Source organism: Streptomyces sp. NPDC059080 (genome assembly GCF_042739975.1).
Classification (GTDB): Bacteria; Actinomycetota; Actinomycetes; order Streptomycetales; family Streptomycetaceae; genus Streptomyces; species Streptomyces benahoarensis.
The window spans coordinates 246,048-265,924 of the sequence record NZ_JBHYGX010000005.1; the positions used below are offsets into that span (position 1 = coordinate 246,048).

22 protein-coding genes are annotated in these 19,877 nt (G+C 72.1%); 6 read left to right on the forward strand and 16 right to left on the reverse strand.

Annotated elements, in window-relative coordinates:
• Positions 1 to 184: 184 nt before the first annotated feature.
• The gene (locus ACFWWQ_RS06105; RefSeq protein WP_384590975.1) at positions 185 to 988 is read left to right on the forward strand and encodes a methylmalonyl-CoA mutase family protein; all 804 of its coding nucleotides are present in this window, start codon (positions 185 to 187) and stop codon (positions 986 to 988) included.
• A 529-nt stretch (positions 989 to 1,517) separates the two neighbouring features.
• Here the strand turns inward: ACFWWQ_RS06105 and ACFWWQ_RS06110 are convergent.
• Entirely contained in the window at positions 1,518 to 2,273 is a 756-nt protein-coding gene (locus ACFWWQ_RS06110; protein ID WP_143942369.1) for an IclR family transcriptional regulator, read from the reverse strand.
• Positions 2,274 to 2,582: 309 nt separating this feature from the next.
• Here ACFWWQ_RS06110 and ACFWWQ_RS06115 point away from each other — a divergent pair, with 309 nt between their 5' ends.
• Together ACFWWQ_RS06115 and ACFWWQ_RS06120 are read left to right on the forward strand one after the other, a co-directional pair.
• Positions 2,583 to 3,380: an ABC transporter ATP-binding protein gene (locus ACFWWQ_RS06115; RefSeq protein ID WP_384590979.1), complete on the forward strand. Its 798-nt coding sequence runs from the start codon at positions 2,583 to 2,585 to the stop codon at positions 3,378 to 3,380.
• Positions 3,381 to 3,749: 369 nt separating this feature from the next.
• Positions 3,750 to 4,871, forward strand: coding sequence for an IS630 family transposase (locus tag ACFWWQ_RS06120; protein WP_384590849.1), 1,122 nt, complete (start codon positions 3,750 to 3,752; stop codon positions 4,869 to 4,871).
• A gap of 152 nt (positions 4,872 to 5,023) precedes the next feature.
• Here ACFWWQ_RS06120 and ACFWWQ_RS06125 read toward each other — a convergent pair whose 3' ends face one another.
• Complete coding sequence (locus ACFWWQ_RS06125; protein ID WP_384590852.1) at positions 5,024 to 5,401, reverse strand: nuclear transport factor 2 family protein; 378 nt, start codon at positions 5,399 to 5,401, stop codon at positions 5,024 to 5,026.
• An 88-nt stretch (positions 5,402 to 5,489) separates the two neighbouring features.
• Positions 5,490 to 6,113 carry a LysE/ArgO family amino acid transporter gene (locus ACFWWQ_RS06130; RefSeq protein ID WP_384590855.1) on the reverse strand — a complete coding sequence of 208 codons (624 nt, stop codon included), beginning with the start codon at positions 6,111 to 6,113 and terminating at the stop codon, positions 5,490 to 5,492.
• A 69-nt stretch (positions 6,114 to 6,182) separates the two neighbouring features.
• On the opposite strand from ACFWWQ_RS06130, the gene ACFWWQ_RS06135 reads away from it, so the two are divergent.
• Both ACFWWQ_RS06135 and ACFWWQ_RS06140 read left to right on the forward strand, forming a co-directional pair.
• Positions 6,183 to 7,109, forward strand: coding sequence for a LysR family transcriptional regulator ArgP (locus ACFWWQ_RS06135; protein WP_384590858.1), 927 nt, complete (start codon positions 6,183 to 6,185; stop codon positions 7,107 to 7,109).
• A 151-nt stretch (positions 7,110 to 7,260) separates the two neighbouring features.
• Positions 7,261 to 7,824: a hypothetical protein gene (locus tag ACFWWQ_RS06140; RefSeq protein ID WP_384590861.1), complete on the forward strand. Its 564-nt coding sequence runs from the start codon at positions 7,261 to 7,263 to the stop codon at positions 7,822 to 7,824.
• Here the strand turns inward: ACFWWQ_RS06140 and ACFWWQ_RS06145 are convergent.
• From ACFWWQ_RS06145 to ACFWWQ_RS06205, 13 genes are all read right to left on the reverse strand, one after another.
• Positions 7,764 to 8,537, reverse strand: a complete 774-nt coding sequence (locus tag ACFWWQ_RS06145; RefSeq protein ID WP_384590864.1) for a sirohydrochlorin chelatase — start codon at positions 8,535 to 8,537, stop codon at positions 7,764 to 7,766. The genes ACFWWQ_RS06140 and ACFWWQ_RS06145 overlap by 61 nt on opposite strands.
• Positions 8,538 to 8,540: 3 nt before the next feature.
• Positions 8,541 to 9,548: an ABC transporter permease gene (locus tag ACFWWQ_RS06150; RefSeq protein WP_384590867.1), complete on the reverse strand. Its 1,008-nt coding sequence runs from the start codon at positions 9,546 to 9,548 to the stop codon at positions 8,541 to 8,543.
• A complete protein-coding gene (locus ACFWWQ_RS06155; protein WP_384590870.1) occupies positions 9,535 to 10,362 on the reverse strand; it encodes an ABC transporter ATP-binding protein in 828 nt (275 codons plus the stop codon). The genes ACFWWQ_RS06150 and ACFWWQ_RS06155 overlap by 14 nt, the downstream gene beginning before the upstream one ends.
• A 34-nt stretch (positions 10,363 to 10,396) precedes the next feature.
• Positions 10,397 to 11,506, reverse strand: coding sequence for an aliphatic sulfonate ABC transporter substrate-binding protein (locus ACFWWQ_RS06160; RefSeq protein WP_384590873.1), 1,110 nt, complete (start codon positions 11,504 to 11,506; stop codon positions 10,397 to 10,399).
• A 214-nt stretch (positions 11,507 to 11,720) separates the two neighbouring features.
• Positions 11,721 to 13,049, reverse strand: a complete 1,329-nt coding sequence (locus ACFWWQ_RS06165) for a sulfate adenylyltransferase subunit 1 (RefSeq protein ID WP_384590875.1) — start codon at positions 13,047 to 13,049, stop codon at positions 11,721 to 11,723.
• Between the two features lie 2 nt (positions 13,050 to 13,051).
• Entirely contained in the window at positions 13,052 to 13,996 is a 945-nt protein-coding gene (gene cysD, locus ACFWWQ_RS06170; RefSeq protein ID WP_384590878.1) for a sulfate adenylyltransferase subunit CysD, read from the reverse strand.
• Positions 13,997 to 14,070: 74 nt separating this feature from the next.
• Positions 14,071 to 14,604, reverse strand: a complete 534-nt coding sequence (gene cysC / locus ACFWWQ_RS06175) for an adenylyl-sulfate kinase (protein ID WP_384590881.1) — start codon at positions 14,602 to 14,604, stop codon at positions 14,071 to 14,073.
• Positions 14,605 to 14,651: 47 nt separating this feature from the next.
• Positions 14,652 to 15,344, reverse strand: coding sequence for a phosphoadenylyl-sulfate reductase (locus ACFWWQ_RS06180; protein WP_384590884.1), 693 nt, complete (start codon positions 15,342 to 15,344; stop codon positions 14,652 to 14,654).
• Positions 15,341 to 15,547, reverse strand: coding sequence for a hypothetical protein (locus tag ACFWWQ_RS06185; RefSeq protein WP_384590887.1), 207 nt, complete (start codon positions 15,545 to 15,547; stop codon positions 15,341 to 15,343). The genes ACFWWQ_RS06180 and ACFWWQ_RS06185 overlap by 4 nt, the downstream gene beginning before the upstream one ends.
• A complete protein-coding gene (locus tag ACFWWQ_RS06190; protein ID WP_384590890.1) occupies positions 15,544 to 17,241 on the reverse strand; it encodes a nitrite/sulfite reductase in 1,698 nt (565 codons plus the stop codon). The genes ACFWWQ_RS06185 and ACFWWQ_RS06190 overlap by 4 nt, the downstream gene beginning before the upstream one ends.
• A gap of 220 nt (positions 17,242 to 17,461) precedes the next feature.
• Positions 17,462 to 17,545, reverse strand: a complete 84-nt coding sequence (locus tag ACFWWQ_RS06195; RefSeq protein ID WP_384590982.1) for a putative leader peptide — start codon at positions 17,543 to 17,545, stop codon at positions 17,462 to 17,464.
• Between the two features lie 168 nt (positions 17,546 to 17,713).
• On the reverse strand, positions 17,714 to 18,328 hold the full coding sequence (locus ACFWWQ_RS06200) for a GNAT family N-acetyltransferase (RefSeq protein ID WP_384590893.1): 615 nt from the start codon (positions 18,326 to 18,328) through the stop codon (positions 17,714 to 17,716).
• Positions 18,329 to 18,340: 12 nt separating this feature from the next.
• Entirely contained in the window at positions 18,341 to 19,039 is a 699-nt protein-coding gene (locus ACFWWQ_RS06205) for a class F sortase (RefSeq protein ID WP_384590896.1), read from the reverse strand.
• Between the two features lie 352 nt (positions 19,040 to 19,391).
• On the opposite strand from ACFWWQ_RS06205, the gene ACFWWQ_RS06210 reads away from it, so the two are divergent.
• Positions 19,392 to 19,814: a hypothetical protein gene (locus ACFWWQ_RS06210; protein ID WP_384590899.1), complete on the forward strand. Its 423-nt coding sequence runs from the start codon at positions 19,392 to 19,394 to the stop codon at positions 19,812 to 19,814.
• Positions 19,815 to 19,877 lie beyond the last annotated feature (63 nt).

Here is a 19,877-nt window from a genome sequence, read left to right on the forward strand (position 1 = left end):
ACTGCGGCGCAGGCGGACGGAGCGCTGCTCCGCCGGCGCGCGCAAGGCGCCATCCAGAACCCCGGATCCCCTGTCGAGCCGCGGTTGCCGGCAGGACGAACGAAAGACACATGACATGACACCGTCTCTGCGATCGGGAGAGTCCGGACTGCCCCCGGGTGTGAGCCATGAGCATTGGCTGCGCATGGTGGAAGGCGTACTGCGCAAGTCGGGCAAGGACGTTTCGGGTGCAGCGGCTGAGGAAGCGCTGTCCATCACGCTTGAGGACGGGCTCATAGTCCGCCCTCTGTACAGGCCGCGGGACACCGCCCTGGACACCGGATATCCGGGCTTCGCGCCCTATGTCCGCGGCGGGAGGCCCGAGGGCAGCGGGGCCGACGGCTGGGACGTGCGCCAGCGCCATGCCAGGCCGGAGCCGGAGCACACGAACGAGGCCGTGCTCGCAGATCTGGAGGAGGTCTACGGCCGTCACTCCGGGCAGATCCGTACGATCTCCGGTGTGTACCGAGATGAAGCGGGCCCCTCCTCCGGTGTCGGCCGCACCCGGGATCTGGTGGCCGAGTTCGAGCGCGCCGAGGGCCGCCGGCCGCGCATCCTGGTGGCCAAGATGGGCCAGGACGGCCACGACCGCGGCCAGAAGGTGATCGCCACGGCCTTCGCCGACCTGGGTTTCGACGTCGACGTCGGCCCGCTGTTCCAGACCCCGGCCGAGGTGGCGCGGCAGGCGGTGGAGGCCGATGTGCACATCGTCGGCGTCTCGTCGCTGGCAGCCGGTCATCTGACGCTGGTGCCCGCACTGCGCGAGGCGCTGGCGGCCGAGGGCCGGGAGGACATCACCGTCGTGGTGGGCGGGGTGATCCCCCCGCAGGACGTGCAGACGCTGCGGGACATGGGCGCCGCGGCGGTCTTCCCGCCCGGCACGGTCATCCCGGACGCCGCGTACGACCTGGTCCGGGACCTCGCGCGGGCCCTCGGCCACGAGCGGTGAGGCCCTGGGCCGCCCATACAACTGGACACTCGCTGCTGGTGAAGGTGAACGAAGCCAACCCCACCAAGGACGCCACCGTGGGGACCCTGTGCGGGCTCACCCGGCTCAACGCTCGCCATGACGTTCAGTCCAGCTCAGGTTGTTGCGAGCATGCGACGAGTGGGAACCAAGGCTGGTAGTTGCGAACGGGGTCGAGCCCCACACTCGACACATACGGCAATGGCGATCTTCCGAACGGCACACGCTACTGCGAGGTCTGCTTCTCCACCGGATTCCAGCGCCACGGCCACTCCCATCCGCTCAACCGCAACACCGGCTGGACGATCACCGGCTCCACTCGCCGCAGATCGGGTCGGCCAAGTGATGCTGACCCCTCCCTGAGCGCAGCAATGGCCTGTCCCTCCCAGGGGGAAGGGACGGGCCGTTACTGGGTGGTACCCCTTCGCGCGCGGCTTCTGGACCATGTCTACCGGACCCTGTTGGCAGCCGTCGTGTCTCCGGGGCCGGTCGCCGCGCGACTGGGTCCGCGTCAGTGGACGCCATTGGAGGAGGGGAGTTGGCGGGCTATGCGCCGGGCGGTCTCGCACACCAGGTTCCCGACCTCGGCGTAGCGCTTGCGGGGCATGCGGATGTTGGGTGCGGAGACCGAGAGCGAAGCGACCGGACCCGAGCCGGGCGGGCAGATCGCAGCGCCGATCGAGACGATGCCTTCTTGCTGCTCCTCCTCGTTCACCGCGTAGCCGATCTTCCGGATCATCCCCAGCTGGGCGGACAGGAGGTCGGGGTCGGTGACCGTCTGATCGGTGACCTTGACCAGATTCGAGGCGAGGTACTCTGCGACGTCCTCGGCCGGGAGCGCGGCAAGTACCGCCTTTCCGTTGGAGCATGTGTGCAGTGGCATGCGGGTGCCGAGTGAGTAGAACGTACGCAGCTGGTGGGAGCTGTCGAGTCGTTCGACCAGCACGACCGTGTTGCCGTCGGGCACCATGAGGTGCACGGTCTCGCTCGTCGCTACCTGCAGTTCGCCGAGGAGAGGCAGCGCCACCGACCGCAGGTCCTGGTCGTTGGCGGCCTGGCTGCCGACGGAGAACGCCCGGCCCGTGATGGCCCAGCGCCTCTGCTCCTGACCGGCAGGCTTGATCCACTCTGCCTCGTGCAACGTGGTCAGACACCGCTGGACGGTGGTCTTGGGCAGCCCCAGCCGCTGCGTGAGGTCACTCAGTCCAGCCGGCTGGTGCTCGGCCACCGCCTCGAGGACCCTAAGGGCGTTCTTCACGCTCTGCATCGACACGACCCACTCCTTGACCATCGCATTTGCGGGCTTGTAATCTCAGAAAGCCCGTGGGCCATGATAAGGGCCAATGGTCCATGATGCGGTCCGAGTGAGGAAAATTTCCGCCGCCGCAAGCCCCGCCCCAGGACACCGAGGCCACCCATGGGGCACCACCGGTGAGCGTGCCGGACCTCCCCGGATCGCCAGAGCCCGCAGGCGACCAGCGCACCCCCCCCGGAGGAAGGATCTGCCGTGACGCCACGACCCGGAAGGGGTGGCCCAGCAGGGGAGGGAGGAGCCGGGGCGAGCACCGCCGGGCAGATCGTTGCGGCCCTCGCGGGGGCGAGCGTCCGACGCTCCACCACGGGGCAGGTGATCCTGGACGGTATCGACTGGGCCGTGCGCTCCGGAGAGCACTGGGCCCTCCTGGGTGCCAACGGTGCCGGGAAAACAACCGTACTGCGCCTGATCGGCGCGACCACGCACCCCACGTCCGGAACAGTGGACGTCCTCGGCCACGGCCACGGCCGTGTGGACATGCGCGAACTGCGTGCGCACATCGGCCTGGTGTCCAGCGCCCAGAAGGTGCCGCAGGACGCCACCGCCCACACCATCGTCCTCACCGGCGCGACCGGGACCGTCCAGCCGCTGTGGGGCGAGTACGACGCACAGGCCCGCGAGCGGGCGCACGAACTGCTGGCCGAACTCGACTGCAAGGAGCTCGCGGACCGGCCGTACCGCGTGTGCTCGGGAGGCCAGCGGGCCCGGGTCCTCATCGCTCGCGCCTTGATGCCGGATCCGTCGCTGCTCCTGCTCGACGAGCCGTTCAACGCTCTCGACCTCCCCTCGCGCGAGGACCTGATCGACGCCATGCACCGGCTGGCCACCGGTCGGCCTCACCTGGCGACAGTCACGGTCACCCACCACCTGGAGGAGCCCGCCCCGGGGATCGGGCATGCGCTGCTGCTGCGGGAGGAGGGCCGGGTGCAGGCGACGGGATCGGTCATCGACGTGCTCACGAGCGAGCGGCTGACGGCCTGCTTCGGCCGCCCGATTGAGGTGGCACGCCACGTCGGCCGCTGGCTTGCCCGCTCGGGGCAGGGGCCCCGCCCACTGTAGTCGCAGCATGACCCTGGCCCCTCGCCACGGTGAGGTCCGGGTATCGGGGCGTTCGGCCCAGCGGATGCCTTTCCGCGCCGCGATGCGGGCGCGGTCGCTTCGTGGGGCGTACCGAACGTCCAGGACGTCGGGGTGACAGATGCAGAGTCCCTGCGACCAGGTCTGCGGGCAGTCGTGGACCCGGTCGAGGGTCCAGGACCTCCTCCCGCGGTTCGCTGTGCAAGCGACCGTGCGAGGTGTGCCGGAGTTGCTGGAGCGGGCCCGAGCAGCAGCCTGACTCACGGCGTGCTGTGACCGCATAGGTTCGCCGGGTTGGTCGTCGTGGCGGTTGGATGTGCGGTGACGTCCGATCCGACCGTTGGAGGCGCGGTGGCCGAGCCTGTCCGTGTGCGCAGACTGACCGACCAGGAGGGGCGGCGGCTGCAGCAGATCTTGCGCCGGGGCAGCACCAACTCGGTGCGCTATCGGCGCGCGATGATGCTGCTGGCCTCGGCCGGCGGGAATCGGGTGCCGGTGATCGCCCAGCTGGTGGCGGCCGACGAGGACACCGTGCGCGATGTGATCCACCGGTTCAACGAGATCGGCCTGGCCTGCCTGGACCCTCGGTGGGCGGGAGGCCGTCCCCGCCTGCTCAGCGATGACGACGAGGACTTCGTCGTCCAGACGGCCACCACCCGCCCCACCAAGCTCGGCCAGCCTTTCACTCGCTGGTCGCTACGCAAACTCGTCGCCTACCTGCGCACAGTCCACGGCCGAGTGATCCGTATCGGCCGCGAGGCGTTACGCGGCCTGCTCGCCCGCCGTGGAGTCACCTTCCAGCGCACCAGGACCTGGAAGGAATCCACCGACCCCGACCGCGAGGCGAAGCTGGACCGGATCGAGCACGTCCTGGACCGTTTCCCCGACCGGGTCTTCGCGTTCGACGAGTTCGGCCCACTCGGGATCCGGCCCACCGCAGGCTCGGGCTGGGCCGAACGAAAACACTCCGACCGGGTGCCAGCCACCTGCCACCGCACCCATGGAGTCCGGTACTTCCACGGCTGCTACTCGGTCGGCGACGACATGTTGTGGGGCGTCAACCGCCGCAAGAAAGGTGCCGCGAACACGCTGGCCGCGCTCAAGTCGATCCGCGCCGCCCGGTCCGGCGGCGCCCCCATCTACGTGATCCTGGACAACCTGTCCGCCCACAAAGGCACCGACATCCGCCGCTGGGCTACAAAGCACAAGGTCGAGCTGTGCTTCACCCCGACCTACGCCTCTTGGGCCAACCCCATCGAGGCCCACTTCGGACCGCTGAGGCAGTTCACCATCGCCAACTCCAACCACCCCAACCACCCCGTGCAGACACGAGCCCTGCACGCCTCTCTACGCTGGCGCAACGCCAACGCCCGCCACCGCGACGTCCTGGCCGCCGAACGCAAGGAACGCGCCCGCATCCGAAGCGAGAAGGGCATCCGTTGGGGCGGACGCCCCCTCAACACCGCAGCCTGACCCACCGCGAACTTACACAGCCACAGCGCATCATCGGTCCGCTCGTGGCCAAGCGCGGACGACCGAAGCGTTGTGAAGATGATCTCGGCTGGGCAGACCCGGAGCCCCGAACGGGGCCGCTTCAGGAGAAGGACGGCGCCAGAGAGAATGACTCAAGAGGCGGACGGCTCGATCTCCCCCGCGAAGACGATGACCTGGTCAATGAGGCTCCGCCGCAGATGGACGACGTCCGTTCCCGCCAGGCGGGGGCCTCCATCCGGAGTCGTGAAGACCCACTGGTACCGGGCCCACTCGCCCGGCATGTCCACCGCCGAACAGCGCACCATCGTGCCGGTCCCCGCGGGGTGGCGCCGGATGTCCAGCACGAACCGCTCGACCGCCTCGATCCCCTCACTGCGGCCCAACGGTCCCCAGAAGACCACGTCCGAGGTGAGGGCCTGGGAGAGCAGCGCAGCCACATAGCTGTCGTCCGAGGCGTTGAACGCGGAGATGAATGTGTCGATCGCGGACCGCGCGGTCTCTTCCTGCATGCACCAGTAATACCAGTCGCCGCGCGGACCGCGCTCGTCCCATGAGCCGTCTCCCGACCACGGTGAACCATCCCGGTCACAGCACTAGCTAGGAGCCGGCGACCAGCATTCCGCCCATTGCCAGCATGGTCGCCGCGACCAGCCCGTCCAGCACTCGCCAGGCCGTCGGCCGGGAGAGGAAGCCGCTCAGCAACCGGGCGCCGAAGCCCAGTGCGAAGAACCAGCTCAGGCTGGCCAGGGCCGCGCCCACGCCGAAGGCCCAGCGCAGGTCGCCGCGGTCGGAGGCGAGCGAGCCCAGCAGCAGCACGGTGTCCAGGTATACGTGCGGGTTCAGCCACGTCATGGCCAGGCAGGTCAGGACCACCCGGCGGGCCGAGCCGGCATCCGGTCCGCCTGTGGTCAGGGCAGCGGCCAGGTCAGGGCGCAGTACGCGCCGGGCCGCGAGGAAGCCGTAGCTGAGCAGGAATGCCCCGCCCGCCAGGCCCACCGCGGTCAGCGCTGCCGGCCACGCCGTGACCACCGCACCCACCCCCGCCACGCCGAGCGCGATCAGTACCGCGTCCGATACGGCGCAGATCGCGACCACCGCGAGGACGGCGTGACGGCGGGCGCCCTGGCGCAGGACGAACGCGTTCTGGGCGCCGATGGCCACGATGAGGGAGAGTCCGGTTCCGAATCCGGCGAGTACGGCGGCGAGGAGGCTGCTGGTCATGGCTTCGACCGTAAGGACGACGTATGGATGAGTACAGCTAAAGATTCTTATGTACCCTTAGCTCTGCTTATGGATGAGCTTCCCCTGGACCAGGTCCGGACGCTGCTCGCGGTGGTCGACGAGGGCACCTTCGACGCCGCGGCCGCCGCCCTGCACGTGACCCCCTCCGCCGTCAGCCAGCGCGTCAAGGCTCTGGAGCAGCGCACCGGCCGGGTCCTGCTGATGCGCACCAAACCGGTGCGCCCCACCGAGTCCGGCGAGGTGGTGGTCCGGTTCGCCCGCCAGCTGGCGCGGCTGGAACGGGACGCCCGCGCCGAACTGGGCCTGGCGGCCGAGCAGGGCGCGGTCCGGGTGCCGATCGCGGTCAATGCCGACTCCCTGGCCACCTGGTTCCTGCCCGCGCTCACCCGGGTGCCGCAGGACCCGCCGATCTGCTTCGAGCTCTACCGGGAGGACGAGTCCCACACCACCGCCCTGCTGCGCGAGGGGCAGGTGATGGCGGCCGTCACCTCGTCGCCCGACCCGGTGGCCGGCTGCACGGTACGGCGGCTCGGGCTGGTCCGCTACCGGGCCGTGGCCGCACCCGAGTTCGCCGCCCGCCATCTCACGGGGTCCCTGTCGGGGGACCTGGGCGAGGCCCCAACCGTGGTCTTCGACCGGCGCGACGGACTCCAGGACGCCTTCGTCCGGTCCCTCACCCGGGGCCGTTCGGGCGCCGGGCGAATCCGCCACCTGGTGCCCACATCCGACGGGTTCCGGGACGCGGTGGCCTTCGGCCTCGGCTGGGGCATGGTGCCCGAACCGCAGGCACAGCCGCTCTTGCGCTCCGGCCGGCTGGTGGAACTGGCACCGACGCGGCCCATGGACATCCCGCTGTACTGGCAGCAGTGGAAGCTGGACTCGCCCGCCCTGTCCACAGTCGCCGAGGTGGTGGCGACGGCCGCCGCCGAAGCACTGCTGACCGACCGGGGAAGCGGCTCGCCTGAGAACCCATGACGCCCCTACCTCACGGCCACGGCCCCTGAGAGCACCGCCCGCTGCTCGTCCGTGGGATCTCCCCGCCCCATGAACCGAGATCATTCATCGCTCAAGCTACACGTGGAGTCAGCAGATCGCCGGGCGCAAGGCGGTCTACGTCTCCGCCGCGGTGGCCCTCGCCGCCGATCCGGAAGACCTCACCTACCTGCGGAAACAGGTCTGGCGCTGGATGGCGGGCTGCTGCCAGAACGTCCGGCTCCACCTCGGCGCCCTGATCCGTCACAAACCGTTGCTCGCGCTGTGGGTGGTGCTCGCCGTCTTCGAGATCGTCACCGCCCCGCTGTGGTGGGCGACCCCGTTCGCGATGGCGGCCTTCGCCGACCGGCCGCTGCCCGCCACCCTCGGCTGGTGGGCCGGGACCGACCTGCTCCTGACCGCGCCACCCCTCCTCTACGCCGCCCGCCGCCGCAAACTCCGGACCGTGGCCGTCCTGCGCGACCTGCCCTGCGTCTACGCCACCAAGGCCGTCAACCTCGTCTACGCCTGGAAGGCCCTCGTCGTCGAACTGCTCCTGGTGCCCCTGGGCCTGTCGAAGGGGCTGACGGTCTACGAGAAGGGGCGGGCCGATACGCCGCTGGCGGCGCCCACCGCCGCAGGGAGGAAACGACCAGGTCAGGCGAGTAGCGCGGGCCGATCCGGCCGCCCGGCCCGGGCGGTGGCCGACGCGTCGTAACGCCGCAGCAGCAGCCGGGCCAGCTCCGGGGCGGGGCCGAGCACCGGCGCCAGCACATCGGCCCGCGCCTCCCGGGCGCCCCGGGCGATGCGGTCCGGCAGAAAGCCGGGCGCGATGACATACGGGGCGACGGCGACGCGCGCGGCACCCTCGGCCCGCAGGGCCCGCACGGCATCGGCCGTGCGGGGCAGAGATGTGGAGGCGAACGCAGGTCGCACGGCACACCAACCAGCGGTGTGCCGCCACTCCCGCGCGGTTTCAGCGATCACTGCGATCGCCTCCGGGTCACTGGAGCCTGCCGCGGCCAGGACGATCCCGGTCGAGCGGCGGTCGCCGGGACGCAGCCCGGCCTCGGCCAGCCGCCGCTCCAACGCGGCGGTCAGCAGGGAGGAGGGGCCGAGTACATCGGCCCGGCGGACGGTCAGCCGCGGCAGGCGCGCGGTGGCTTCCCGCAGCACCGCTGGGATGTCCGACTTCGCGTGGAAGGCGCGGGTGAGCAGCAGCGGCAACGCCACCACCTCCCGCACCCCCTCCGCGGCCAGCCGTTCCAGCACTCGGGGCACGGCGGGCGCGTGGAAATCGAGGTACCCGACCTCCACGCACAGCCCCGGCCGCAGGGCCCGCACCCGCGCGCAGAGCGCGGAGACGGTCGCCGCGTGCCGCGGGTCGCGGCTGCCGTGGGCGACGACGAGGAGGGTGGGCGAGGTATCCATGCGTCAGCCCTTCACCAGGAGTCCGCGGCTGCGCAGCACCCGCCGCTCAAGAGGCGCGAAGACCAGCAGCTCGATACCGATACCGACGATGAGGATCAGCAGGATCGCGGAGAGCACCCAGGGCATGTCCTGGAACTCCCGGCCCTGTTCCAGGAGCTGGCCGAGGCCGGTGCCCAGATCGGGGGCGTTGACGATGAGTTCGGCGGCCATCAGGGAGCGCCAGGAGAACGCCCAGCCCTGCTTGAGCCCGGCGATGTAGCCGGGCAGCGCGGCCGGGAGCAGCACGTGCCGCACCCCGGCCACACCGGTCGCGCCGATGGTGCGGCCCGCCCGCAGATAGAGAGGGGAGATCTGGTCGACACCGGCCACCAGACCGTTGGCGATCGACGGTACGGCGCCGAGCAGCACCACCGCGTAGATGGTGACGTCGCTCAGGCCGAACCAGATGATCGCGGCCGGGACCCACGCCACCGACGGCAGCGACTGCAGACCGCTGAGGATCGGACCGATCGCGGCCCGCACCGCCTTGACGCGGGCCACGATCAGCCCGAGCGCGGTGCCGAGCACCACCGAGGCGAGGAAACCGAGCGCGCCCCGGGAGAGGCTGGTCCACACATAGCCCAGCAGCGTGCCCTCCAGCCACTTCTCCTGGAGGGAGCGGGCCACGTCGACGGGGCTCGGCAGCAGATAGTGCGGCTTGACCTCGAAGTGGTAGGCGAGCTGCCACAGCACCAGCACGATGACGACGGCGATGAGGGGAGGGAGCGCCTTCGATGCGAGCGTACGCAACCAGGGTTGCCGGGCGGCGACGGTGGAATCCAGGGCGTCGAGCCCGGCCTCCAGGCCCGCCAGATCGGTGCCGTCCCGGTCCGCCGGACGGTCCCCGCCGCCTCCTGCGGTCGTGGCTCCCGCGGTGTCGGCGGAGTCGGGGCCGGCCGGGGTGCCCGTGGCGTCAGGTACGTCGTCGGGCGTGCTCCCCGCAGGCCCGGTGGTGGTCTCAGTGCTGGCCATGGCGGCGGATCTCCCCACGCAGCTGTTCGGTGATCTCGACGGAAAGGTCGGCGACCGCGGCGTCCTCGATGCGGCGCGGCTGGGCGATGCCGACCTGCCACTCCCGGGCCACCCGGCCGGGGCGGGAGGAGAGCAGCACGACACGCTCGGCGAGCCGTACCGCCTCGCGGACGTTGTGGGTGACGAAGAGCACCGACAGACCGCCGGAGCCGGAGGCGGTGTCGTTCGACGCCCGCCAGATGCGGGTCAGTTCGTCGTGCAGCACATCGCGGGTGATGGCGTCCAGCGCGGCGAACGGCTCGTCCATGAGCAGCAGCCGGCTGTCCTGGGCGAGGGCCCGGGCCATGGCGACGCGCTGGCGCATGCCGCCGGACAGTTCGTGCACCCGCTTGCCGTACGCGCCCTTGAGGCGGACGAGTTCGAGGAGCCGTTCGGCCTCCTCACGGCGCTCCGCGCGCGGCACCCCGCGCAGCCGCAGCGCCAGCTCCACGTTGCGGCCGGCGGTCAGCCACGGGAACAACGCGTGTTCCTGGAACATCAGCGCGGGCCGTCCGCCGGGTGTCTCGATGGATCCGGACGTCGGCGCGTCGAGCCCGGCCACCAGGTTCAGCAGCGTGGACTTGCCGCAGCCCGACGCGCCGAGCAGGCAGACGAATTCGCCGGGCGCGACGTCGATGCTGATGTCGTCGAGCACGTGCTGGCGGGCGCCGGGGCGGCCGAAGGATTTCGAGACGTGGTCGATGCGCGCGGCGTACGAGGCCGCCAGGGCCGTGTCCGCCGTGGTGGCGGGCCGTTTGGTGAGGGTGGTCGTCATCGGGGTCACCTCCTGGAGTGCTGCGGGGCGGACATCAGTCGTTGCCGAGACCGGCGGCGTCGACCGGCCGCTTGCCCTCGGCCTTGAGGACCTTGTTCAGCAGCCGCAGGTCGTAGATGCCCTTGAGGTCCGGCTTCTGGAGCAGACCGGCCTTGACGGCGTGGTCCGCCTCCTGCTGAAGCGTGGCGGCCAGCGGGTCGTCGGTGACATCGGTGTTCTTGAACGCCGGGCCGATGATGTCGGCGGGCAGCGCCTTGCCGGAGATCTGCGGGTCGGCGAGCTTGTCGTTGAGCGCCTTGACGGCCTCGGCGGGGTGCGAGCGGATCCAGGCGTTGGTCCGCACCGAGGCGCGCAGCACCGCCTCGACGGCCTTGGGGTGCTCCGCCAGGAACTTCTGCGAGACGATCATGTTCGTGATGACGAACTTGCCGTCCTTCCACAGGTCCTTCTCGTCCAGCAGCGTCTTGCCGCCGATGTTGACGAGCTTGGCGGCGGTCGGCTCGGGCACCCACGCCGCGTCGATGGCGCCCTGCTGGAAGGCGGTCGGCGTCACCTTGTTCTCGGTGCGCTGCACGGTGACATCGCCCTTGCCGGTGGTGGCGTCGACCGTGAAGCCCTTCTCCGCCAGGTAGTTGAGCAGCGCCACGTCCTGGGTGTTGCCCAGCTGCGGGGTGGCGATCGTCTTGCCCTTGAGGTCGTCGAGGCTCCTGACCTTCTTGGGGTTGACCACGAGCGAGACCCCGCCGGAGGCCGAGCCGCCGATGATCTTCAGGCTCTTGCCGTGGGACTTGGCGTAGCCGTTGATCGCGGGGGAGGGGCCGATCCAGCCGATGTCGATGGCGCCGGAGTTGAGCGCCTCGATCTCGGCGGGGCCCGCGTTGAAGACCGAGGACTTCACCGCCGTGCCGCCCAGCTCCTTCTGGAACAGCCCCTCCTGGAGACCGATCAGCGGGGTGGCGTGGGTGACGTTGCCGAAGAAGCCGATCTTGACGGCGTCGAGGCCGTCGGTCTTCGGGCCCTTGGCGGCGACCTCGGCTGCCGGGTCCTTCCTGGCCTCGGAGCCGTAGCCGCAGGCGCTGACCGCCCCGAGCAGCAGCAGGGCGAGGGCGGCGGCCGCCGGATGGCGGGGTCGAACGGCAGGCACGGGAGGCGTTCCTCTCGTAGGGCCGGGGCGGTTCGCGCCCCTCTAGGGCGCGCCCGGCGGTGCGGTGGGTCTTCGTACGGGCGTGGGCGGGCAGGCGGAGTGGTGCGTCGTCAGCTCACACATCGGCCGACTCCGCCCTGGCCGCTGCCGAGGGCGCCGCTGCCGATGCGGCCGCCCTCCTTCGCGAAGGTCGAGAACACGTCCTGGTGCACGGTCAGAAGTCCCAGCCCTCGTCGTCTGCCGCGGTGTCCTGCGCCGCCTGCGCCGCGAAGGCGGTGCCCGCCATGCCGGCGGTCAGCGTCGTCCCGTCCGACGGGTCGATCAGCAGGAAGGAGCCGGTGCGCCGGGAGTCGGCGTAGGCGTCCAGGGCCAGCGGTTCGGCGGTACGGATCCGGACCCGGCCGATGTCGTTCGCCGCCAGTTCGCCGGGGGCCGGGTGCTGGGAGAGGTCGTCCAGCGTCAGCCGCGACGGGATCTCCTTGACGATCGCCTTGACGGTGCGGGTGGTGTGCTTGAGCAGCACCCGCTGTCCGGCGGCGAGCGGGCGGTCGGCGACATGGCAGACCGTCGCCTCGACGTCCTGGGTGACGGCCGGTGCGCCCGCCGCGGGGGCGAGCAGGTCGCCGCGGGAGATGTCGAGGTCGTCGGCGAGGGTGACGGTCACCGACTGCGGCGCCCACGCGGCGTCGACGGCCCGGCCGAGCGCGTCGAGACCGGTGACGGTGGAGGTACGGCCCGACGGCAGCACGCTCACCTCGTCGCCGACGCGCAGCACACCGGAGGCGATCTGGCCCGCGTAGCCGCGGTAGTCGGGGTGCTCGGCGGTCTGCGGCCGGATGACGTACTGCACCGGGAAGCGGGCCGGGTCGTCCGTCGGATCGGTGTCGACGGGCACGGTCTCCAGGTGCTCCAGCACGGTCGGGCCGCCGTACCAGTCCATGTGCGCCGACGGGGACACCACGTTGTCACCGGCGAGCGCGGAGATCGGGATGGCGGTGACCTCCGGGACGCCGAGCGACGCCGCGTAGGCGGTGAACTCCTCGGCGATGGTGGCGAAGACCGGCTCGGCGTAGTCGACCAGGTCCATCTTGTTGACGGCCAGGACGACGTGCGGGACGCGCAGCAGGGCGGCGACGGCGGCGTGCCGGCGGGTCTGCTCGACCACGCCGTTGCGGGCGTCGACGAGGACCACGGCCAGTTCGGCGGTGGAGGCGCCGGTGACCATGTTGCGGGTGTACTGCACATGCCCGGGGGTGTCCGCCAGGATGAACCGGCGCCGCGGGGTGGCGAAGTAGCGGTAGGCGACGTCGATGGTGATGCCCTGCTCGCGCTCCGCGCGCAGCCCGTCGGTCAGCAGCGCCAGGTCAGGGGCGTCCTGACCGCGGCCCAGCGACGCCCGCTCGACGGCTTCGAGCTGATCGGCGAGGACCGACTTGGAGTCGTGCAGCAACCGTCCGACCAGCGTCGACTTGCCGTCGTCGACGCTTCCGGCAGTGGCGAACCGCAGCAGCGAGGCCGCTTCGTGCTCAACAACAGTGCTCATGGCTAGAAGTACCCCTCGCGCTTACGGTCCTCCATGGCGGCCTCGGACATCTTGTCGTCGGCCCGCGTCGCGCCCCGCTCGGTGAGGCGGGAGGCGGCGATCTCCGCGACGACCGCCTCGATGGTGGCGGCGTCGGAGTCGACGGCCCCGGTGCAGGACATGTCGCCGACGGTGCGGTAGCGCACCGTCCGGGTCTGAAGGCTCTCGCCCTCCTTGGGGCCGCCCCACCCGCCGGGCGCCAGCCACATGCCGTTGCGGGAGAAGACCTCACGCTCGTGGGCGTAGTAGATGGCGGGCAGTTCGATCTTCTCGCGGCCGATGTACTGCCACACGTCCAGCTCGGTCCAGTTGGACAGCGGGAAGACGCGGACGTGTTCGCCGGGGGAGTGGCGGCCGTTGTAGAGCTGCCACAGTTCGGGGCGCTGGCGGCGCGGGTCCCAGCCGCCGAACTCGTCGCGCAGCGAGAAGACGCGCTCCTTGGCGCGGGCCTTCTCCTCGTCGCGGCGGCCACCGCCGAAGACCGCGTCGAAGCGGCCCTCGGCGATGCCGTCGAGCAGCGGCATGGTCTGGAGCGGGTTGCGTAGCCCGTCGGGGCGTTCGCGCAGCTCACCGCGGTCGATGTAGTCCTGCACGGCGGCGATGTGCAGCCGCAGCCGGTGCTCGGCGGCCACCCGGTCGCGGTGGTCGATGACCTCGGGGAAGTTGTGCCCGGTGTCGACGTGGAGCAGGGCGAACGGCACCGGCGCCGGGGCGAACGCCTTCAGCGCCAGGTGCAGCATGACGATGGAGTCCTTGCCGCCGGAGAAGAGGATCACCGGCCGCTCGAACTCGCCCGCCACCTCGCGGAAGACGTGGACCGCCTCGGACTCCAGGGCGTCCAGGTGCGACAGCGCGTACGGACCGGTGTCGCCGGTGCTCCCGGCGGCAGCGGTGGTGGTCGTGGTCATGCTGCCCCTTTCGTCGGGCTGTCCTTCGCCGCGCTCCCCGGCCCGGGGCGGCGCCACGGCGTGCTCGGGGGCGCTCATGCCAGGCCCCGCTCGGTGAGCAGACCGTGGAGCGCGGCCGCGGACTCCGGCACGGTCTGGGTGTGCGAGGCGATCCGCAGATCGGGCGCCTCGGGCTGCTCGTACGGGTCGTCGACGCCGGTCAGACCGGAGATCTCCCCGGCCGCCTGCTTTGCGTAGAGCCCCTTCACGTCCCGCTCGGAGCAGACCTCGACGGGCGTGGCGACGTGCACCTCCAGATACGGGGTGCCCTCGGCCCGGTGGCGTGCGCGGACCGCCGCGCGGGAGTCGGCGTACGGGGCGATGACCGGCACCAGCGTGGTGACGCCGTTGCGGGCGAGGAGTGCGGCGACGAAGCCGATGCGCTGGACGTTGGTGTCGCGGTCGGCGCGGGTGAAGCCGAGACCGGCGGAGAGGAAGGTGCGGATCTCGTCGCCGTCGAGGACCTCCACGCGGCGGCCCTCGCCGCGCAGCCGGTCGGCGAGGGCGTGGGCGATCGTGGTCTTGCCGGCGCTCGGCAGGCCCGTCAGCCACACGGTGGCGCCGGTCATGGGTATCTCCTCACCTTCCGCTGCGCCGGGCGCAGTTGATCGGTCGGTCATCCGTGCAGTCCGCACTCGGTCTTGTTGCTGCCGGCCCAGCGCCCGGCCCGCGCGTCCTCGCCCGCGCGCACCCGGCGGGTGCACGGGGCGCAGCCGACGGAGGCGTAGCCGTCCTGCAGCAGCGGGTTGGTGAGCACGCCGTGCTCGGCGACGTACGCGTCGACGTCCGCCTGCGTCCAGCGGGCGATCGGCGAGACCTTCACCTTGCCCCGCCGGGCGTCCCAGCCGACGACGGGCGTGTGGGCGCGGGTCGGCGACTCGTCGCGGCGCAGCCCGGTGGCCCAGGCGTCGTACCCGGCGAGCCCCTCCTCCAGCGGTTTGACCTTCCGCAGCGCGCAGCACAGGTCCGGTTCGCGGTCGTGCAGCCGCGGCCCGTACGCGGCGTCCTGCTCGGCCACCGTCTGCCGGGGCGTGAGGGTGCGGACGCGGACGTCCATGACCGAGGCGACCGCGTCCCGGGTGCCGAGGGTTTCGGGGAAGTGGTAGCCGGTGTCGAGGAAGACGACGTCCACGCCGGGCCGGGCGCGTGAGGCGAGGTGGGCGACGACCGCGTCCTCCATGGAGGAGGTGACGCAGAAACGCGGCCCGAAGGTCTCGGCGGCCCACCGGAGGATGGCGAGCGGATCGGCCTCCTCCAGGTCACGGCCCGCGCGCTCGGCGAGCTGCGGCAGTTCGGACGCGGTGGTCACGGAGCACCTCCGGCGGAGCCGTCGGACGGGGACGGGGCGGCGACGCCCTGCGACAGCAGGCCGAGGAACTTCAGCCGGAAGGCGCGGTTGCAGGCGCGGCACTCCCACGCGGCCCCGGTGCCCCGCTCCGAGGGTGTCTCGGAGGGGCGCAGGTCCTCATCGCCGCAGTACGGGCAGTGGAACGGCGCGGCGCGTTCGCTCACTTCAGCGCACCCTCTTCCGCGCGGCCCACCCACTGGGCGAACCGCTCGCCCTCGGTGCGCTGTTCGGTGAAGGCGGTGAGCAGCCGCTCGATGTAGTCGGGGAGTTCGGCGGCGGTGACCTTCAGCCCGCGGACCTTGCGGCCGAAGCCCGCCTCCAGCCCCAGCGCGCCACCCAGGTGCACCTGGTAGCCCTCGACCTGCGCGCCGCTCTCGTCCAGCATCAGCTGGCCCTTGAGACCGATGTCCGCGACCTGGATGCGGGCGCAGGCGTTCGGGCAGCCGTTCAGGTTGATGGTGACGGGCTCGTCGAAGTCCGGGAGGCGGCGCTCCAGTTCGTCGATGAGGGACGCGCCGCGGCCCTTGGTCTCGACGATGGCCAGTTTGCAGAACTCGATACCGGTGCAGGCCATCGTCCCGCGGCGGAACGGCGACGGGGTCACCCGCAGGTCCAGCGCCTCCAGACCGGCGACGAGGGAGTCGACGCGGTCCTCGGTGAGGTCGAGGACGAGCATCTTCTGCTCGGCGGTGGTGCGGACCCGGCCCGAGCCGTGGGCGGCGGCCACCTCGGCGATCTTGGTGAGGGTGGCGCCGTCCACCCGGCCGACGCGCGGGGCGAAGCCGACGTAGAACCGGCCGTCCTTCTGGCGGTGCACGCCGACGTGGTCGCGCCAGCGCTGCGCGGGCTCGGCCGGGGCCGGGCCGTCGTGCAGCGTGCGGCCCAGATACTCGGCCTCCAGCACCTGGCGGAACTTCTCCGGGCCCCAGTCGGCGACGAGGAACTTCAGCCGGGCGCGGGTGCGCAGCCGCCGGTAGCCGTAGTCGCGGAAGAGGGAGAGGACGCCCTCGTGGACCTCGGCCGCCTCCTCGGCGGATACCCAGGCGCCGAGCCGCACGCCGAGCTTGGGGTTGGTGGAGAGGCCGCCGCCGACCCAGACGTCGAAGCCGGGGCCCAGCTCCGGGTGGACGACGCCGACCAGCGAGATGTCGTTGATCTCGTGGGCGACGTCCAGCAGCGGGGAGCCGGAGACCGCGGTCTTGAACTTCCGGGGGAGGTTGGAGAATGCGGGGTTGCCGACGATCCGGCGGTGGATCTCCTCGATGACCGGCGTGCCGTCGATGATCTCGTCCTCGGCGATCCCGGCGACCGGTGAGCCGAGGATGGCGCGCGGGGTGTCGCCGCACGCCTCGGTGGTGGACAGGCCGACGCCCTCCAGCCGCCGCCAGATCTCCGGGACGTCCTCGATGCGGATCCAGTGGAACTGGACGTTCTGCCGGTCGGTGATGTCGGCGGTGCCGCGCGCGAACTCCTGGGAGATCTCGCCGATGACCCGCAGCTGATCGGTGGTCAGCCGCCCGCCGTCGATCCGTACCCGCAGCATGAAGAACTCGTCGTCCAGCTCCTCCGGCTCCAGCACCGCGGTCTTGCCGCCGTCGATGCCGGGGCGGCGCTGGGTGTAGAGGCCCCACCAACGCATCCGGCCGCGCAGGTCGTTGGGGTCGATGGAGTCGAAACCGCGCCGGGCGTAGATCGTCTCAATGCGTGTCCGCACATTGAGACCGTCGTCGTCCTTCTTGAACTGCTCGTTGCCGTTGAGGGGGGTGAAGTGCCCTGCGGCCCACTGGCCCTCGCCGCGGTGGCGTCCGGCCTTGCGGCGGGTCGTGGCAGCTGCGGGTCGTTCCGGGGTGGCGGCCATGGATGTACGTCCTTCGGGGCGACTCAAGGGAGGCGGGAGGGCACGGGAAAACCCGCGGTGACCTGCGTGGACACGCGGAAGGGCGGCGCGCGGCGGCGCGCGGCGGCGCGTCGTGAAGGGGGGAGGTGAGGTCTCGGGGCGTCCGCGACGAGGGGGACGGCGGGGGCGACGGGTGGTGCCGGCGGTGCTGCTCGGGCGGTGCCCCCTGGCCGATGCCGCGTCAGCGCGCCTGACAGATCGCGCTGGACAGGCGGCCGAGGTCGACGTGGAGTCGGCTCACCAACGCAATTCCTGTTCGAGACATGACCGCAGCGTGGCACGCCGTTCTCGCGACAGTCCACCATCGTCCGAAATTTGGACATCGATGTCCCGGATCGCGAGATGCTGTGGCCTTGGTCACGCGGTCATCGTGCCTTACGGATGTGCCGTACCGGGGCACGCGGGGGCGGCGCGCCCCGGTACGGCGGTCCCGTCACACCGGACGGGGCGCGCCCTCCCAGGCGGGCAGGGCGGTGTCCCCGGCGCCCGGCCACGGCCCCGGCGTCTCGGCCGCGGCCTCCTGCTCGACCGTGGTGTCGTACAGCCGGAAGCCCCGCCGCTCGTAGTTGCGGAGCGCGTGACGGCCGTCCTTGCTACAGGTGTGCACCCACACCCGCCGCGTCGGCGGCCGCCCCTCGTACCGCTCGGCGAGGTCCCAGGCCCGCGCGGTGCCGAACGACAGCAGATGGCCGCCGATGCCCTGCCCGCGGAACGCCGGGATCAGTCCGAAGTAGGCGATCTCGGTGACGCCGTCGGACGTCCCGTCCAGCTCGATGAAGCCCGCCGGGCTCCCGTGCGCGTACGCCACCCAGGTCTCCACGCCGGGCCGCGACAGATACTCCGCCCACCGCGCGTACGGCCACGCCAGCCGGTCGGTCCACAGGATGTCGCCGCCGACGGCGGAGTAGAGGAAACGGCTGAACTCCGGCAGCGGGCGCTGCGCGCACACGATGCGGACGCCCCGCGCGGCGGGCGGCTCGGCGGCGGGCGTCAGATCGCCCGGCGCGGTCTGTTCGAGGTACCAGGTGGTGACGGTGATGCTGCTCATGGCGGCAGCCAATCATGGGGCTCCGGGCGTGGCCGAAGGGGTCGCCGGATGCCCGCCCCCGGGCGCGACGAGCCGGGCGAAGACGACGACGTTACCGGCGTACCCGGAGCCCGCGTGGTAGGCGCCCCCGCAGGTCAGCAGGCGTAGCTCGGGCCGTCCGGTGGAACCGTAGACCTGCTCGGCGGGGAAGCGGTCCTTGGCGAAGGTCCGCACGGAGTAGACGGCGAACACCGCGCGGCGGCCGTCCCGGCGGCGGACCTCGACGGCGGCGCCCCGCTTCAGCCCGCCGAGGCCGTAGAAGACCGCGGGCCCGGTGTAGCTGTCGACGTGGCCGACGAGGACGGCGGTGCCGCGTTCGCCGGGGGTCGGGGCGTCCTTGTACCAGCCGGTGACGCGGGTGTCGGCGGACGGCGGCGCCTCGATCGCGCCGTGTGCGTCCAGCCCGCGCGCGATCACCGGGGCGGACACCTGGAGCGCCGGGATCACCACCCTGTCGGGGACGGACCGCGGCAACGGCGGCGCGGCCGGGGCGTGTCCGGCGGGCGCGGCGTGCCCAGGGCCCGGCCGCGGCGGGCCGCCGGGCCGGTCCGGCAGCCCCGTACGGATCAGGAAGATCCCCGTCAGCGCGATCAGCGCGAGCGCACCCCACGGCCGCCGCCCGGCCCCCGGCTCCGGCCGCCGCTCCTCCGGCCACCCCGTCCCTGGGCTCATCGCACTCCCTCCGCCCACCACCGCGCTCCGCTCCCGGCACGGTAGGCGCGCGGGGCGGGGCGGGCGATCGGGGCGGGGCGATCGGGGGAGGGGGTGCGCGCGGCGCGGCAGGGGGCGCGTTCTCGCGGCGGCGCGCCCTGGCCCGGTACGGCGCGCCCCGGCCCGGTGCGGGGCCCGTCCGGCCAGGTACCGGGCCCGCCACCCGCAAGCGACGGGCACGTGACGGGTGCCGAAACGTCACGCCACTCCGGGCAGAAGGACGTCCCCGTACGGGAACGCCGCCGTGGCGTGCGACGTTGCCGGAGTGCCGCCGTACGGGGCCGCACCGCACCGGTGCGGGAGGGAGATCACCATGAACGCCGCCAGGGACGCAGCGGCTCCGCGCGTCGTGGTGCTCGGCGCCGACGGACGGCTGCGCGCGGCGCGCGCCGACCGGCTCGCCGCGCACTACCGCGTCCCGCGCCGCGCCGCCGCCGACATCCCGGCGGCGCCGTGCCCGCCGCCCGCCGGTTACGTCGTCGACGCCGCGCCCCGCCTGCTCGCCCGCTTCGCCGGGGCCGGTGGCCCGCCCCCGGCACTCGCCTTCGCCGATCTGATGGTGCATCTGCGGACCGTGGTCGGCGGCGTCGGCGACGCCTACCGCGCGATCCGCTACTACGAGGCCCGCGGCGTCCTCGTCGGCTTCCGGCCCGACGTCCCGGACGAGGAGTTGTACGTGGTCATCGAGGCGGCGCTGCGCGAACGCCGCGGCGGGCCGCCCGGCGCCCGGATCTGAGACCGTGCGGGAGCTGCGCGGGCTCCGCCGCTGTCCGTCCAGCCGCCCGGATACGGTGGACGA